General features: G+C 54.6%; 15 protein-coding genes. 5 read left to right on the top strand and 10 right to left on the bottom strand.

Features of this window, described 5'->3' with window-relative positions; all coding sequences use genetic code 11:
* The 6 genes from NA330_RS11140 to NA330_RS11115 all read right to left on the bottom strand — a co-directional run bounded on the left by NA330_RS11140 (position 1) and on the right by NA330_RS11115 (position 3,555).
* Positions 1-744, bottom strand: a complete 744-nt coding sequence (locus NA330_RS11140) for a PTS mannose/fructose/sorbose/N-acetylgalactosamine transporter subunit IIC (protein ID WP_000927523.1) — start codon at positions 742-744, stop codon at positions 1-3.
* 14 nt (positions 745-758) lie between these two features.
* Positions 759-1,229: a PTS sugar transporter subunit IIB gene (locus tag NA330_RS11135; RefSeq protein WP_000594177.1), complete on the bottom strand. Its 471-nt coding sequence runs from the start codon at positions 1,227-1,229 to the stop codon at positions 759-761.
* Positions 1,207-1,656: a PTS sugar transporter subunit IIA gene (locus tag NA330_RS11130; protein ID WP_001216659.1), complete on the bottom strand. Its 450-nt coding sequence runs from the start codon at positions 1,654-1,656 to the stop codon at positions 1,207-1,209. The genes NA330_RS11135 and NA330_RS11130 overlap by 23 nt, the downstream gene beginning before the upstream one ends.
* Positions 1,657-1,855: 199 nt before the next feature.
* The gene (gene nfsB / locus NA330_RS11125) at positions 1,856-2,509 is read right to left on the bottom strand and encodes an oxygen-insensitive NAD(P)H nitroreductase (protein ID WP_017441641.1); all 654 of its coding nucleotides are present in this window, start codon (positions 2,507-2,509) and stop codon (positions 1,856-1,858) included.
* Positions 2,510-2,605: 96 nt separating this feature from the next.
* The gene (locus NA330_RS11120) at positions 2,606-2,974 is read right to left on the bottom strand and encodes an MmcQ/YjbR family DNA-binding protein (RefSeq protein ID WP_000348999.1); all 369 of its coding nucleotides are present in this window, start codon (positions 2,972-2,974) and stop codon (positions 2,606-2,608) included.
* Complete coding sequence (locus NA330_RS11115) at positions 2,974-3,555, bottom strand: TetR/AcrR family transcriptional regulator (RefSeq protein ID WP_000113609.1); 582 nt, start codon at positions 3,553-3,555, stop codon at positions 2,974-2,976. The genes NA330_RS11120 and NA330_RS11115 overlap by 1 nt, the downstream gene beginning before the upstream one ends.
* A 288-nt stretch (positions 3,556-3,843) precedes the next feature.
* Between NA330_RS11115 and NA330_RS11110 the strand changes: the two genes are divergently transcribed.
* Positions 3,844-4,185, top strand: coding sequence for a RamA family antibiotic efflux transcriptional regulator (locus NA330_RS11110; protein ID WP_000155633.1), 342 nt, complete (start codon positions 3,844-3,846; stop codon positions 4,183-4,185).
* Positions 4,186-4,191: 6 nt separating this feature from the next.
* On the opposite strand, the gene NA330_RS11105 is transcribed toward NA330_RS11110, so the two are convergent.
* The 4 genes from NA330_RS11105 to NA330_RS11090 form a co-directional block, all read right to left on the bottom strand.
* A complete protein-coding gene (locus NA330_RS11105) occupies positions 4,192-4,440 on the bottom strand; it encodes a DUF1158 family protein (RefSeq protein ID WP_000682497.1) in 249 nt (82 codons plus the stop codon).
* A 66-nt stretch (positions 4,441-4,506) separates the two neighbouring features.
* Entirely contained in the window at positions 4,507-5,625 is a 1,119-nt protein-coding gene (locus tag NA330_RS11100) for a YbdK family carboxylate-amine ligase (RefSeq protein ID WP_001529047.1), read from the bottom strand.
* 11 nt (positions 5,626-5,636) lie between these two features.
* A complete protein-coding gene (entD, locus tag NA330_RS11095; protein ID WP_017441642.1) occupies positions 5,637-6,341 on the bottom strand; it encodes an enterobactin synthase subunit EntD in 705 nt (234 codons plus the stop codon).
* 45 nt (positions 6,342-6,386) lie between these two features.
* Entirely contained in the window at positions 6,387-8,642 is a 2,256-nt protein-coding gene (locus NA330_RS11090) for a TonB-dependent siderophore receptor (RefSeq protein WP_017466026.1), read from the bottom strand.
* A 188-nt stretch (positions 8,643-8,830) separates the two neighbouring features.
* On the opposite strand from NA330_RS11090, the gene fes reads away from it, so the two are divergent.
* From fes to wzz(fepE), 4 genes are all read left to right on the top strand, one after another.
* Positions 8,831-10,045: an enterochelin esterase gene (gene fes / locus NA330_RS11085; protein ID WP_023206873.1), complete on the top strand. Its 1,215-nt coding sequence runs from the start codon at positions 8,831-8,833 to the stop codon at positions 10,043-10,045.
* A gap of 30 nt (positions 10,046-10,075) precedes the next feature.
* Positions 10,076-10,294, top strand: coding sequence for an MbtH family protein (locus tag NA330_RS11080; RefSeq protein ID WP_023137885.1), 219 nt, complete (start codon positions 10,076-10,078; stop codon positions 10,292-10,294).
* On the top strand, positions 10,291-14,175 hold the full coding sequence (entF, locus tag NA330_RS11075) for an enterobactin non-ribosomal peptide synthetase EntF (protein ID WP_052894732.1): 3,885 nt from the start codon (positions 10,291-10,293) through the stop codon (positions 14,173-14,175). Before NA330_RS11080 ends, entF begins: the two co-directional genes overlap by 4 nt.
* A 249-nt stretch (positions 14,176-14,424) precedes the next feature.
* Positions 14,425-15,561 (top strand): LPS O-antigen length regulator Wzz(fepE), encoded by a 1,137-nt coding sequence (wzz(fepE), locus tag NA330_RS11070; RefSeq protein WP_001139581.1) that lies wholly within the window; start codon positions 14,425-14,427, stop codon positions 15,559-15,561.
* Positions 15,562-15,593 lie beyond the last annotated feature (32 nt).

The following is a 15,593-nucleotide window of genomic DNA, read 5'->3' as shown; positions in this document are numbered from 1 at the left end:
TTAGCCCTCCTGTTGGGATGTGTTAAGAAACTGGCTGATAATGAAAGCCAACACCACGGCAAACAGCGCGATGGCGATGATGTCCAGTTTGGTATATGCGGCGATCAGAAAGCCCAGCCCAAGGTAAGGCATTAATTTGCTGCTAAGCATCATGCTGATCAGCAACGCGAAACCCAGCGCCGGCAAAATCTTACTGGCGACAACCAGGCCATTGGTAATAAAGGCGGGAATGGCGTCGAGGAACCAGGTGACGGCGGCAGAACCGAGCAAAATGGCGAAAAAGACCGGCAGAAAACCGCTTAGAAAATAGAGCAGCGTTGGGCCCCCCAGGTGCATAACGGCAACCATCCGGGTATTACCCTGCGCCGCATAACGATCGGCCATGTGGCCAAAGCGGGCGTTAACTACGCGCACCAGGACGCCGAGGGTCTGCGCCAGCATAGAGATAGGAATCGCGATGGTCAGCGCCGCTTCGGGCCCGCGCCCGGACATAATAGAAAACGCGGTCGCCAGTACCGAACCGGTGACGACATCAGGCGGTACCGCGGCGCCGATAGCGACATTACCTAAAAAGATCAGTTCCAGCGTCGCGCCGATCAGAATGCCTTCGTGTAAATTGCCGCAGACCAGACCGGTGAGGGCGCACATCACCAGCGGACGGTCAATCATCGACACGCCGAGTAAACGCCCGTCAAGAATGCCCAGTGCGGCAATCAGGCCGAGCAGCGTTGCGGTGAGCAACATAGTGACCTCCAGGTTCAGAGTTTATCGTTAAGCAATTCGGCGGAATGGGCCGGAACCTGGCGCATTTCCAGACGGATGCCTTTGGCTTTTAGCGCCTGGCTATCGGCAATCTCCTGCTCGGTCAGGTATATGGCTTTGCCGAACTGCTGCGCGCCCTCTTTTTGCGCGATACCGCCGTAGTTGATAACGCTAATCCCTGGCACTTTCTCGACGAAGGCGAGGGTTTCAGCGGTATTTCCCAGCACCACCATCACTTTTTTGTGATCCAGCTTGCCGCTGGCGAGTTTTTCCGCCGCCTGTTCCACCGTGATAATGTCCAGCGACACGCCAGCGGGTTTTGCCAGACTTAATGACATAGAGACAAACGCGTCGCCGGCGGCGTTGGCGTTAGCGACGATGATATGGTCGATATCCAGCGCCCGGGTCCAGGCGAAGACCACCTGGCCGTGCAGCAGGCGGTAATCAATGCGCACTAATTTGATCATGGGATTCTCCCTGTAGGTCAGCGGATGGTTGTGTTATTAGCGTGTTGATAAAGACAATGGATTCACGCGCCGCATTGGTGGCGTAGGTAATGGCCGCGTCTGTGCTTTCTTCTTCACAGAGTAAAAACTCCAGCAGCAGGGTCATGTTGACGCCAGCCACCACAAAAACGTGACGGTGACGCATCAGCACTTTCGCGGCGCTATTGTTGATGCTGCCGCCGAGCAGATCGGTAAACACCACCACTTCTTCGCCGTTGGCTTGCGCGATCAGATTTTCGAGGGTTTGTTCAAGCTGCTCCGTGGTGACAATATCGCCATCGTAGGCGCAAACCGGTGTCACGCCGTGTTCGTCGCCAATCAGCAGCGATAGACTGTTAATAAGTCCGCGGGCAAAAGGGCCATGGCTGGCTACATAAACATGTCTCACCCGTTTTCTCCTTCATCCAGATAGGGGGTATCCAGATATGGCAAACGGCGTGCCAGTTTTAAATGTTATTTATTTTCAATGTCTTGAAAGAGAAAGTTAACACTAGCGATGTAAAACCTGGCACTTCGCGCCATTGATCATTGGGGAACCTGGCAGAAAGGTGAAAAAAGCCGGACGGGCGTCCGGCTTAGGCAGGGGATTAGACTTCCGTCAGTGTGGTTTCAAGCGGCAGACGTGATTTCGGCAGCCCGGCGTTGAAATCCTCGACGCTATGATGGCCGACCGGCACCACGACCAGACTGGTATAGCCTTTTTCTTTCAGACCAAATTCAGCGTCGAGCACCTCGGCGTCGAAACCTTCAATGGGGACGGCGTCGAGACCCATCGCGGCGACGCCCAGCAGAAAGTTGCCGACGTTCAGATAGACCTGTTTCGCCATCCACTGGTGGTCATCTTTTAGCGAGACGCGGTGCATATCGGCGAAAAAGCGGCGACCTTTATCATTTGCTGCTTTAGCTTCCGGCGTAGCGAAACGGCCATCGGCTTCTTCCTGATCGACGACGCGCTCAAGCCATGCGTCATCCATTGCGGTTTTCGCGCAGAAGACCACCACATGGGAGGCGTCCAGCATTTTGCGTTCGTTGAACGTGTAGTTTCCGGCAGCGGATTTTGCTACGCGCGCTTTGCCTTCTTCCGTACTGGCGACAATAAAGTGCCACGGCTGGGAATTGGTGCTGGAGGGGCTGTACTGTAGTAGTGTTTTTATTTTATCCGCTTCTTCGGCGGTCAGTTTTTTGCTGGGATCGAACGCCTTAGTGGAGTAGCGCTTTAAGGCGACAGAAACGATATCCATAAATGCTCCTGGTTGGTTTAGTACCCTTTTGTATCAGCAGGGTACCGGGTTATCGGTAAAAAGATAAGGGAGGAAAATGCGAAAACGGTTATTGCATCAGCGCGGCCGCAGGCGCAGTTGCTCTCTTTTAGGCAGCCCGTCTACGACCAGATTCCATGAGTCATTTATCAAATCGTTGAGTAGCGAGACGGTGATATCCTCGCCCGCATAGACTGAAATCCAGTGTTTCTTATTCATGTGATAGCCAGGCGCAATGCTGGGGTAAATTTGTTGATTTACCAGGGACTTTTGGGGATCCGACTTCAGGTTCACCACTGGGCGACAATGATGTTCAGTGAACAGCATGAATATTTTGCCGCCGACTTTAAACACATCGTACTGTGGGCCGAAAGGCCAGCAGTGTTCGGTAAAAGGCAGTTCCAGCGCAAAGCGTTTTGCCCAGGCGTGCAGTGTTTGACCGTCCATTATTGCTCCTCGCGAGTCAGCGCGCGCCACATGGCTTCGAATCCCAGCGCAATATATTCGCCAGCGCGAGCGGGATCGCGCGCGGCGAAATCCATTGTTGTTTCAGCCAGCGCCAGAAAAAGGCCGTCGCCGAAGGCGCGGTACTCATCCGACATAAATACCATCAAAACGGAACGATGACATAAATCGCGCAATTCGGGGAACATATCGTCGGCCCGTTGTTCCGTCTCTTTGGTGAGCTTTTCGCTGACGGCCAGTTGACGGATCGCCCGATGGCGCGCGGGATGGTTCAGACCCCAACTGATGTAACTGTTCCAGATAAAACGAGTCATCATTTTGGCATCGGTAATGGATCGATCCAGCTCCATTATCATTGACTGGCAGAGATCCTGCTTTAAATGCAAATACAACGTGTTAATCAGCTCATCTTTGGTCGCGAAATAGCGAAACAATGTTCCTTCTGCAACACCTGCGTTACGTGCAATCACCGCCGTTGAGGCGGCGATACCGGATTGCGCTATCGCCTGGGTTGCCGCTTCCAGTAATGCTTGTTTTTTGTCTTCACTCTTCGGACGAGCCACTACACGTTACCCTTATGTCTGTAAAAACATGATTGAATCATGCCCGTTGTCGCGTCGCAACGGTGAATGTCAACCTTTGAAAAGTACCTTGACGGCGTATCTTTGCTTTCTATAATGAGTGCTTACTCACTCATAATCAAGGGCTGCCGCATGAAGTGGTAGAAAAGCATATTGCAGGCCATGCGATAAGCCGTCTCACAATTTGTGTGGTTATTACTATGCTTATTGCTGTTGCCGTAAATGTGCGGTGCGGGAGCCGCTGACGAGTTTGATAGAGGGGAGAGCACGATGACCATTTCCGCTCAGGTTATCGACACGATTGTCGAGTGGATTGATGATAATTTGAATCAGCCGTTACGTATTGATGATATTGCCCGTCATGCGGGATATTCCAAGTGGCACCTGCAGCGCCTTTTTATGCAGTACAAAGGGGAGAGTCTGGGGCGCTACGTGCGTGAACGGAAGCTAAAACTGGCGGCGCGCGACCTGCGCGACACCGACCAGAAGGTGTATGATATTTGTCTCAAGTATGGTTTTGATTCGCAGCAAACCTTTACGCGCATTTTTACCCGCACGTTCAACCTGCCGCCAGGCGCTTATCGTAAAGAAAAGCATGGCCGTACGCATTGAAATGTTTTAATCGGCCAGCGAAAACCAGCGCCGCCAGATAAAGCGAATAACATAATATTCCAGCGCGCCGAGCAACAGAAACCATAAACAAAACAACAAAGTATAAAGCTGGTTGAGATCCATAAGATGAAAGATCCCGACCAGTTTTTGCGCCAGCGCAAGGCCGAGCGAAGGGGCGGGCAGCAGCAGGCTGGAGAGCAACGCCATCAGCAAAATACCGGCAGCGGTCATCAATGATTCAAGCGGGTGTTTCATGGCTTTGTTAAACGTAAGTTAAAACGCCATTGTCCGGGATATCGCCTGGTAAGGCAAATATGCTGTCTATTGTCCCGCCCAGATTTCACAATGTTTTTGTACCAGACCTATCAGCGATCCGCCGTCGGCAATAAACTCCCGCATATATTGCGCTTCGTTACCGCCTTTTTTCACCTGCAGACGTAGCGCGTCAATGGCGCTGTCGGCGCCCAGCTTGCGCGCAGAGGGGGTAACGTTGTCCAGCAGACGCAGCGTATCATCTGCCAGGCGACGGCGGTCGCCGGTATAGGCATCGGTTAGCACGCCCTCCAGACCATAGCGGCAAGCCTGAAAACGGTTGAATTTATATAACAGATAGTCTTGTTCCTGCGGTTTAAAGGGACGCTCGGTCAGCAGCCAGTGCGCGGTCGCCTGAATCAACCCTGCCATATTGATGGCATGATCAAGGGTGAGCGGCGTATCCATCACCCGAACTTCTACCGTGCCAAAGGCCGGGCTGGGGCGGATATCCCAGTGCAAATCTTTGATGCTGTCGATCATCGTGGTGTAAGACAGACGGCGAAATAGTCCGGCAAACTCTTGCCAGTTACTGACCCACGGCATGGGACCGTTATCGGGAAAAGCGGAAAAAATATTCAGGCGCGCGCAGGCAAAACGGGTGTCAGATCCTTGCATATAGGGGGACGCGGCGGAGAGCGCAATAAAGTGCGGCACAAAATGCGACAGCCCGTGTAAAAGATAAATCGCATCGTCGCCGTTCGCGCAGCCGACGTGGACATGCTGACCGAAAACCGTTGCCTGTTGAATTAAGTAGCCGAAATTTTCCAGCGTGCGTTGATAGCGTTCATTATCACAGACCTCCTGACGCTGCCATTTTTGAAAAGGGTGCGTACCGCCGCCGCAAATGCCGAGATGGTGTTCCGACGCCGCCTGTAAAATAACGTGCTGCATGGCAGAAAGTTGGGCCGCCACCTGGTCAATATCGCGGCAGACGCCCGTGGCCATCTCCAGCATACTTTCGGTGATATCGTGCTTAATTTCTCCCGCAGTAAGTTGGGGCTTAACGGCGTCGATCAGCGTAGAAGAGTCCTGGCTTAAATCGTAGCCAGGTGGATTGATCACCTGCATCTCCAGCTCAATACCAAGCGTATAAGGTTCAGAAACGTGAAAATCATTCAGCGCCATAGCGATCTCATTTATCGGGGGATTGCGCTAAGTATAGAAGCGGGAGCGCTCCTGTCGTGGGGAAAGCGCGTTATTGCAGAAACTAGAGTAATAACGCTATTGTCACGTTGAAACCATTCTGTACGGACGGTACGTTCAGCCATCGTGGCGGCAAAGGCTGGCAGCAGATGTAACGAGATGTGCGTGGCGGTAAGCGAGGTAACTTTTGCGCTATTGAATCCCGGGAGCGTGACGCGGTCTGAAAAGGCTTTATAAACGCTCTCTTTGGCGGAGAAAGCCAGCGTCAGGGCAAGCGGAAAAGGGAGCGAGCTCGCCTGGAGAATTTGGCGCTCATCGCTATCGATAATGGACGGCGCCAGCTCTGTCGCCGTGTGCTGACTCATGATTTTTTCTATATCAATGCCGATACGCTGTCGGGATATGACGGCCAGCGCCGTTGTCGCACAGTGGCTGATGCTGCCAAATAGGCCGTCCGGCCATAGCGGCTGTCGCTTGTCGCCAATACCGGGCACTGTCCTGACGCCCACCTCGCGTAGCGCATGAACGGCGGCGATGCGGCCTGCCAGATGTTCAGCTTTACGCTTGCGTCCGGCAGACCGGAGCCGATCGTGATGAGGCAGCCATAGCAGGTCGTGTTCGTGAAAGCTGCTCGCATCAAAGTCGACGATATGCAGCCTGTGTCCGGCAAAGGGAAGGGGAAAATGAGATGTCAGCATCGTTTTTGCCAATTCCCTCCCCGAATGAGGGAGGGAAGGTTGCCATCAGAAATGGGTATTAATGCTCATATACCACGTACGCCCCGGTTCGTTATAGGTGTACGCGCCAGCGCCCGCCATATAAGCGCCAGTTTGAGTATCCCTGACGGTTTGCGCGTTACCTTCACGCCACAGACGTTTGTCAAAGAGGTTATCCACGCCACCGGTCAGGCTGACATTTTTGGTCACGTCCCAGGTCGCGCTCAGGCCAACAATACTGTATGGGCTGACCGCTTGCTTATCTGTTCCGGTAACGGGGTTACCCTGATAATCATATTTCTTCGGCTCTTGTTTGCCGTACCAGGTGAAGGTCGATTGCAGAGAAACGTCCTGACGTACCTGCCAGCTCAGGGTTGAGTTAAGCGTGTACTGTGGAATAATCGACAGGCGTTCGCCGGTCTCTTTGTTTTTGCTCTGCAGCATATACGTAACGTTATTCGTCCAGTTGACGGTGTCGCTAACCGGTACGTTTAACGTGCCTTCCAGACCTTCAACGACCGCTTTCGGCACGTTCTCCCACTGATAAACATCCGTTTTGCCGTTGTTGATACGCTGCAACGGCACCGTACCCGCTTCGATCTTATTGCGGTAATCATTGCGGAACCAGGTGATGCCGGCCAGCCAGCCATCGCGTTTAAATTCCAGACCGATCTCTTTATTGATGCTGGTTTCGGCTTTCAGATCATCGTTACCCATCATATAGCAGCCGATGCCGGTACCCGCGCCAGTCGCGTAGCAACCCTGACCTTTACTGTACAAAATATAGTTTGGGTTAGTCTGGTACAGACTCGGGGCTTTATAAGCGCGGGCGATTCCCATTTTCAGGGTAAAGTCATCCCCCAGACCTTGCGACAGGTTCAGCGACGGGCTCCAGTTATCCCCCACAATACTGTGATGATCGAAACGTAGCCCCGGCGTCAGCATGGTGCTGTCGGTCAGTTCCATGTTGTTTTCAGCAAACAGAGAGAAAATTTCCGCTTTTGAATAGGGGCTACGATTGGTACTGCTGTAACCCGGGATATTTCCCCCCATAAAGGTTTGCGAGTTGGAGAGCTCGTCTTTCATACGCTGTTGGGCCCATTCGGTACCCAGCGTCAGGTTTTGATTGACCAGCAGATCGAAAGGGAGGCTCACTTCGCTGTGTAGGGTGACGTCATTCAAATCGGCATCGGCATATTTTTGCGATGCTTTGGGATCGAAAATTCCTTCGGTGCCGCCTGCCAGGCCTTCCGGCATCCGGGAGTTACGGGTATGTTCGTATTGCACCCAGTTACTGGTGGTTACGCCATTATTCCAGCCGCCGTTCCAGGTCAGAGAGTAGTTCTGCCGATAGAGGCGGTTCGTCTCTTTTCCGTAATTATCTTTCACCAGTTGGTTCGTATTGGTGTTCTGAGTATCGCCGGCATAGAGGTTGCCCTGGCGACTGTAACCGGCCTCCAGTTCCAGAGACTGAAGCGGAGCAAAATCCCAACGAACCACGCCGTTGATATCTTTGTTAATGACCCCCTCGCGTCCTGCCGGTAGCGTGTCGGCGTAACTCCCGGTACGTTCAGACTGATGCCCCTGGTTAATATTACGCGCATCCGCCTGCGTTTTGTCGAGGTTGCCATACAGACGGAAGCTGAAATCCCCGCCCAGCGGGCCGTTCAGGCTAAAGTTAGTGCGTTTGGTCGCGCCTTCGTCTTTATGTTCCGGCGCGTTGAAATAGGTATTCCAGGAACCGTGCCACTCGCTACCGCCTTTTTTGGTAATGATATTGACCACGCCACCCGCCGCGCCGTTACCGTAGCGTGCAGCGGCAGGGCCACGCAGCACTTCAATGCGTTCGATCATCTCCGGCGGCACCCACGCGGTATCGCCACGGGTATCGCGTTCGCCGCGCCAGCCCAGGCGCACCGAGTTACGGCTGGTGACGGGTTTACCGTCTATCAGGATAAGGGTGTTTTCCGGCCCCATGCCGCGAATATCGATTTGGCGGTTATTCCCGCGCTGACCGCTGGTGGAGTTGCCGGTCAGGTTCACGCCCGGCATGGTGCGGATGATTTCTGACACGTCGCGCGCGGGCGGATTTTTGCGGATCTCATCGGCGGTGATAGTGGATACGCCAGGCGCCTGTAGGTTTTGCTGGGCAGCGGTCACCACGATGGTGTCTTCATTGGTGAGCGCAGCGCTATCGGTTTTTTCTTCCGCCATCACGGGCAGAGCGGCCCCGTAAATCCCTAAATTGACCAGTAAGGTCAGGGAATGAATCTTCTTGTTCATTGTATATCCTGCTTTTCTTTAGCCACATAAGCCAAAGCGCCCGTCAAAGGCATTGGCCGGGTGGTGAAATTGTGTTCGCGCGTCCCATAGCGCGACAATACGCTATTGCAAATGCAAATAGTTATCAATAATATTATCAATATATTTCACCTTTTATATACAAAATTCATAATAAACACAGGGTTATAATGAAAGAGGCGCTGGCAACGGGAAGTGAGGCCTGGTGGAGGACGAAAACCGGGCCGGAATGGATACGGGAAAAAGACGGAAATTATCGGGTCACTTTTTGGTGGCGCGACCCGCAGGGAAACGAAACACACTCCCCGATACGGCGTGTCTGGGTCTACATCACTGGCGTAACCGATCATCATCAAAACGCGCAGCCTCAGACGATGGCGCGTATTGCCGGAACGGATGTCTGGCGCTGGAGTACGGCGCTTAGCGCTAACTGGCGCGGCAGCTACTGTTTTATTCCTACCGAACGCGATGACGTTTTTGCCGCTTTTGCGCCGGGCGAAACGCCCGATCGGAACGTGCTGCGTGAAGGCTGGCGACAGCTATTACCGCAGGCGATTGCCGACCCGCTTAATTCGCAAAGCTGGCGGGGAGGACGTGGTCATGCGGTTTCAGCGCTGGAAATGCCGGATGCGCCCCTTCAGCCGGGATGGGATCGTCCTGAAACGCCGTACTCGCCGCCTTTGATGATGCAGTGGCATAGCGCACGTCTGGGTAATTCCCGCCGCGTATGGATATTGACGACCGGAGACGAGGCGCCGGAGGAAAGACCGTTAGCTATTCTGCTGGACGGTCAATTCTGGGCGGAAAATATGCCCGTCTGGCCCGCGCTCGCCTCGCTGACTCATCAACGCCTGCTTCCCGGTGCCGTCTATCTGCTGATTGACGCGATTGATACTCAACACCGCAGCCAGGAGTTGCCCTGCAATGCCGACTTCTGGCTGGCGGTGCAGCAGGAACTGTTGCCGCAAGTCAGAGCCGTGACGCCTTTTAGCGATGATGCCGGGCGAACGGTGGTCGCCGGACAGAGTTTTGGCGGCCTGTCGGCGCTGTATGCCGGCCTGAACTGGCCGACGCGTTTTGGCTGTGTACTAAGCCAGTCAGGATCGTTCTGGTGGCCTCATCGCATCACCCCGCCGGAGGGGGAAGTCATTACCCGGCTGAAAACCGGCGCATTATGTGCGCGCGGACTGCGTATCGTACTGGAAGCCGGCGTGCGTGAGCCGATCGTGTTTCAGGCGAATCAGGCGCTTTATGCCCAACTGAATACTTCGCAGCAGTCCATTTTCTGGCGTCAGGTTGACGGCGGACACGATGCGCTTTGCTGGCGCGGCGGGCTAACGCAAGGGCTGATGCTGCTTTGGCAGCCGCTTATCGACACGCTTTAACCGGGCACATGTCCATGACAGGAGTTGAGTATGGAGTTCAGTAATCCCTTCGATAATCCGCAGGGACAGTTTTACATCCTGCAAAATGCGCAGCGTCAATTCAGCCTTTGGCCAGCGGCATGTGGGCTTCCCGCAGGCTGGGACGTGGTATGCGAACCGCAATCGCAGGACGCGTGCCAGCAGTGGCTTAATACGCGCTGGACAACACTGAATCCGGCGCATTATGCCGATAAGCAGGAGGCGAAATGACGCAGCGTTTACCGTTAGTCGCCGCCCAGCCGGGGATCTGGATGGCGGAAAAACTCTCTGATTTATCCTCCGCCTGGAGCGTGGCGCACTATGTGGAACTGAACGGCGAGCTGGATGCCCCCTTGCTGGCAAAAGCGGTAGCGGTAGGGATGCAACAGGCGGATACGCTACGGATGCGTTTTACCGAAGAGAATGGCGAGGTCTGGCAATGGATAGATCCTGAGCACACCTTCGGCGAGCCCCCGATTGCCGATTTACGCGACCAGCCCGATCCGCATCACGCGGCGCTGGCGTTAATGCAGGCGGATTTACGGCAAAACCTGCGCGCAGATAGCGGTAAGCCGCTGGCGTTTCACCAGTTAATCCGCATTGATGATACCCGCTGGTATTGGTATCAGCGCTATCACCATTTGCTGGTGGATGGCTTTAGCTTCCCGGCGATAACCCGCCAGATTGCGGCGATTTATCGCGCCTGGCAGAGCGACGCCCCTACGCCGGAGTCGCCTTTTACCCCCTTTGCGGATGTGGTCGAGGAATATCAGCGCTATCGCCAGAGCGAGGCCTGGCAGCGTGACGGCGCCTTCTGGGCGCAGCAGCGCCGCGAGCTGCCGCCGCCGGCGTCAATGTCTGCCGCGCCGCTGCCGGGGCGGTCGGCGAGCGCGGATATTCTGCGTATGAAATTGAGCGCGCCGGCGGGGGCGTTTCGCCAACTGGCGGCGCACATGCCTGAGATACCGCGAGCGGATCTTGCCCTGGCGCTGGTGACGTTGTGGCTGGGACGATTATGCGGGCGTATGGATTATGCCGCCGGATTTATCTTTATGCGGCGGATGGGCTCGGCGGCGTTAACGGCGACCGGGCCTGTCCTTAACGTGTTGCCGCTGGCGGTTAACCTTCATGCGACGGAAGATCTGCCAACGCTGGCGAAGCGTCTTGCGGCGCAGTTAAAGAAGATGCGCCGCCACCAGCGTTACGACGCCGAACAGATTGTACGCGATAGCGGGCGAGCCGCAGGGGAGACGCCGCTATTTGGCCCGGTGCTCAATATAAAAGTGTTTGATTATCATCTGGATCTTCCTGGCATACAGGCGCAAACCCATACCCTGGCGACGGGGCCGGTTAACGATCTTGAACTGGCGCTTTTTCCGGATGAAAACGGCGGTCTGGATATTGAATTGCTGGCGAATGCACAGCGTTACGATGGCGCCACGCTCTCCCGCCATGCCTTACGGTTGATGGCTCTTATCACGCAGTTTGCGGATAACCCGGCGCTGCGCTGCGGCGATGCGCAAATGCTGCTGGCGGAAGAACAAACGCAATTAACACACCTTAATAATACGGCGGTAACGATTCCCGCCGCCACGCTTAGCGATTTGGTGGCGCAGCAGGCGCAAAAAACGCCAGAGGCTTCCGCGTTGGCAGATGCGCATTATCACTTTACCTACCGTGAAATGCGCGAACAGGTTGTGGCGCTGGCATACGCGCTGCGGGAACGCGGCGTTCAGCCTGGCGATAGCGTGGCGGTGGCGTTGCCGCGGTCGGTTTTCCTGACCTTAGCTCTGCATGGCATTGTCGAGGCGGGTGCCGCCTGGCTGCCGCTGGATACCGGTTATCCTGACGATCGGCTGCGAATGATGCTGGAAGATGCGCAGCCGAAACTGTTAATTACGACTCAGGCGCAGCTGGCGCGTTTTCACGATATTCCGGGGATGGAATATTTGTGTTATAGCCAACCGCTACCGGTCAGTGACGCCACTCCGCTGGGGCTGTCGTTACCGCATCATACCGCTTACATCATTTTCACCTCTGGCTCGACGGGCAGGCCGAAAGGGGTGATGGTGGGACAAACGGCGATAGTTAACCGGCTGCTGTGGATGCAGGATCACTATCCGTTGACGGCGGATGATGTAGTAGCGCAAAAAACGCCGTGCAGTTTTGACGTCTCAGTATGGGAGTTTTTCTGGCCGTTTATCGCTGGGGCGAAACTGGTGATGGCCGAGCCGGAAGCGCACCGCGACCCGCTCGCGATGCAACGGTTCTTTGCGCAATACGGCGTCACGACCACTCATTTTGTGCCGTCGATGCTGGCGGCCTTTATTGCCTCGCTCACGCCAGCGTCGGCGGGGAAAAGCTGCGCTTCCTTAAAGCGCGTTTTCTGTAGCGGCGAGGCCCTGCCGACGGCGCTGTGCCGCGAATGGGAGACGTTAACCAACGCGCCGCTACACAATCTGTACGGGCCAACGGAGGCCGCGGTGGATGTGAGCTGGTATCCGGCCTGTGGCGATGAGCTGGCGGCTGTTGACGGCAACAGCATCCCGATTGGTTATCCCGTCTGGAATACCGGTTTACGTATTCTCGATGCGCATATGCAGCCGGTGCCGCCGGGCGTGGCTGGCGATCTCTATCTTACCGGTATCCAACTGGCGCAGGGTTATCTGGGGCGTCCGGATCTTACCGCCAGCCGTTTTATCGCCGATCCTTTTGCGCCAGGCGAACGGATGTACCGTACCGGAGATGTGGCGCGCTGGCTGGATTCCGGCGCGGTAGAATACCTGGGGCGCAGCGACGATCAGCTCAAAATTCGGGGCCAACGTATTGAACTGGGCGAGATTGACCGCGTCATGCAAACGCTGCCGGATGTTGAACAGGCGGTAGCACATGCCTGCGTCTTTAATCAGGCGGCGGCGACGGGAGGGGATGCCCGGCAACTGGTCGGCTATCTGGTGTCGCACTCCGGTTTGCCGCTGGATTTACCGGCGCTGCAGGAAAAATTACGTCAAAAACTTCCCGCGCATATGGTGCCGGTTGTGTTGTTGCAACTTGCCGGTTTGCCGCTTAGCGCTAATGGCAAGCTGGATCGTAAAGCCCTGCCGCTGCCGGACCTGACGCCGCGCGTGAAAGGGCGTGCGCCGCAGTCCGCAACGGAGATTGCTGTCGCCGCGGCGTTTTCCCGCCTGCTGGGCTGTGAGATTAACGACGTTGAAAGTGATTTCTTTGCGCTGGGCGGACATTCGCTGCTGGCGATGAAACTGGCCGCGCAGCTAAGTCAGACGTTTAACCGCCAGGTGACGCCGGGGCAGGTGATGGTGGCGTCTGACGTGGCGCAGTTAAGTAAGCTGCTCGATACTGACGATGACGAACGCTCGCGCAATCTGGGGTTCGGGCCGCTGTTGCCGCTGCGTGAAAGCGATGGTCCAACGTTATTTTGTTTCCATCCGGCGTCGGGGTTCGCCTGGCAATTTAGCGTATTATCACGCTATCTCAGCCCGTCGTGGTCGATTATGGGGATTCAGTCGCCGCGCCCCGCTGGCCCTATGCAAACCGCAACCACCCTTGATGAGGTATGTGAACATCATCTGGCGACATTGCTCGCCCGGCAGCCGCATGGCCCTTATTATTTATTAGGCTATTCGCTGGGCGGGACGCTGGCGCAAGGGATCGCCGCCCGGTTGCGCGCACGCGGCGAAACGGTGGCGTTTTTGGGGTTACTGGACACCTGGCCGCCGGAAACGCAAAACTGGCGAGAAAAAGAGGCGAATGGCCTCAATCCGGACGTATTGGCGGAAATTGAACGTGAACGCGCTGCGTTTGTCGCCGCGCAGCAGGGAAATGCCTCCGAAGCCTTATTTACCGCCATTGAAGGCAATTATGCGGATGCCGTCCGTTTGCTGACGACGGCGCATAGCGTACCGTTTGATGGACATGCTACGCTCTTTGTGGCGGATAAAACGGTGCCGGAAGGCGTATCGCCTGAACAGAGCTGGTCGCCGTGGATAGCGTCGTTGGCTATTTATCGCCAGCCGTGCGCGCATGTAGATATTATTTCTCCCTCCGCTTTTGAAACTATCGGGCCCATCATCAGCGAACTTATTAATAAATAACGGGCGTTGTTTCTGCCTTTAGCAAATTAAATCCTGAAACCCATAATAATTACTAATTATTATGGGTTTTTTATTGCAACTATTAATTCTTTTAACATAAGTGATACATGCTACAGGCAAGTTTAATTCCGAATATTTAGCTTTTCGGGCACTGGCGCGTAAAGATTGTTTCGGATAATTCTGACTTGCTGTTAGAATCTCTGACAGGAATGTGTTCTTTCATTGGATAAAGTTTTCAGGTCATACGGCATGCCATCTCTTAATGTAAAACAAGAAAAAAATCAATCATTTGCAGGTTACTCACTGCCGCCTGCCAACAGTCATGAAATCGATTTGTTTAGCCTTATAGAGGTGTTATGGCAGGCGAAACGTCGTATTCTTGCTACCGTTTTCGCCTTTGCGTGCGTGGGGTTGCTTCTATCCTTTCTGCTGCCGCAAAAATGGACCAGCCAGGCGATTGTCACACCGGCGGAGTCGGTACAGTGGCAGGGGCTGGAGAGAACGTTGACCGCGCTGCGCGTGTTGGATATGGAGGTAAGCGTTGATCGGGGCAGCGTATTTAATCTGTTTATTAAGAAGTTTAGCTCGCCCTCGCTGCTGGAAGAATATCTTCGTTCTTCTCCGTATGTCATGGATCAATTAAAAGGCGCGCAAATAGACGAGCAGGATCTTCACCGGGCGATTGTCCTGCTGAGCGAAAAAATGAAAGCGGTGGACAGCAATGCCGGCAAGAAAAATGAAACGTCGTTATTCACGTCGTGGACATTGAGTTTTACCGCGCCGACGCGGGAAGAAGCGCAAAAAGTGTTAGCTGGCTATATTCAGTACATCTCCGATATCGTCGTGAAAGAGACGCTGGAAAATATTCGTAACCAGCTGGAAATCAAAACCCGCTACGAGCAGGAAAAGCTGGCGATGGATCGGGTGCGTCTCAAAAACCAGCTTGATGCCAATATTCAACGTCTCCATTATTCGCTGGAAATCGCCAACGCCGCTGGCATTAAGAGACCGGTTTACAGCAATGGTCAGGCGGTAAAAGATGATCCGGATTTTTCTATTTCTCTCGGCGCGGATGGTATTTCCCGCAAACTGGAAATTGAAAAAGGGGTAACGGACGTGGCCGAGATCGACGGTGATTTGCGTAACCGTCAATACCATGTTGAACAACTGGCGGCAATGAATGTGAGCGACGTGAAGTTTACCCCGTTTAAATATCAACTGTCGCCGTCTCTGCCAGTGAAAAAAGATGGCCCGGGTAAAGCGGTCATTATTATCCTGGCGGCGTTGATTGGCGGTATGATGGCCTGCGGCGGCGTATTACTGCGTCACGCGATGGTCTCACGTAAAATGGAAAACGCGCTGGCGATAGATGAACGGTTAGTCTGATTTACCCGAAAAGCCGGATAGCGATATCCGGC

The sequence above is a fragment of the Salmonella sp. NW722 genome, assembly GCF_051702785.1.
GTDB classification, from domain to species: domain Bacteria; phylum Pseudomonadota; class Gammaproteobacteria; order Enterobacterales; family Enterobacteriaceae; genus Salmonella; species Salmonella enterica.
Note: the sequence above shows the minus strand (reverse complement) of the source record. Positions and strands in the feature narration are given on the sequence as shown.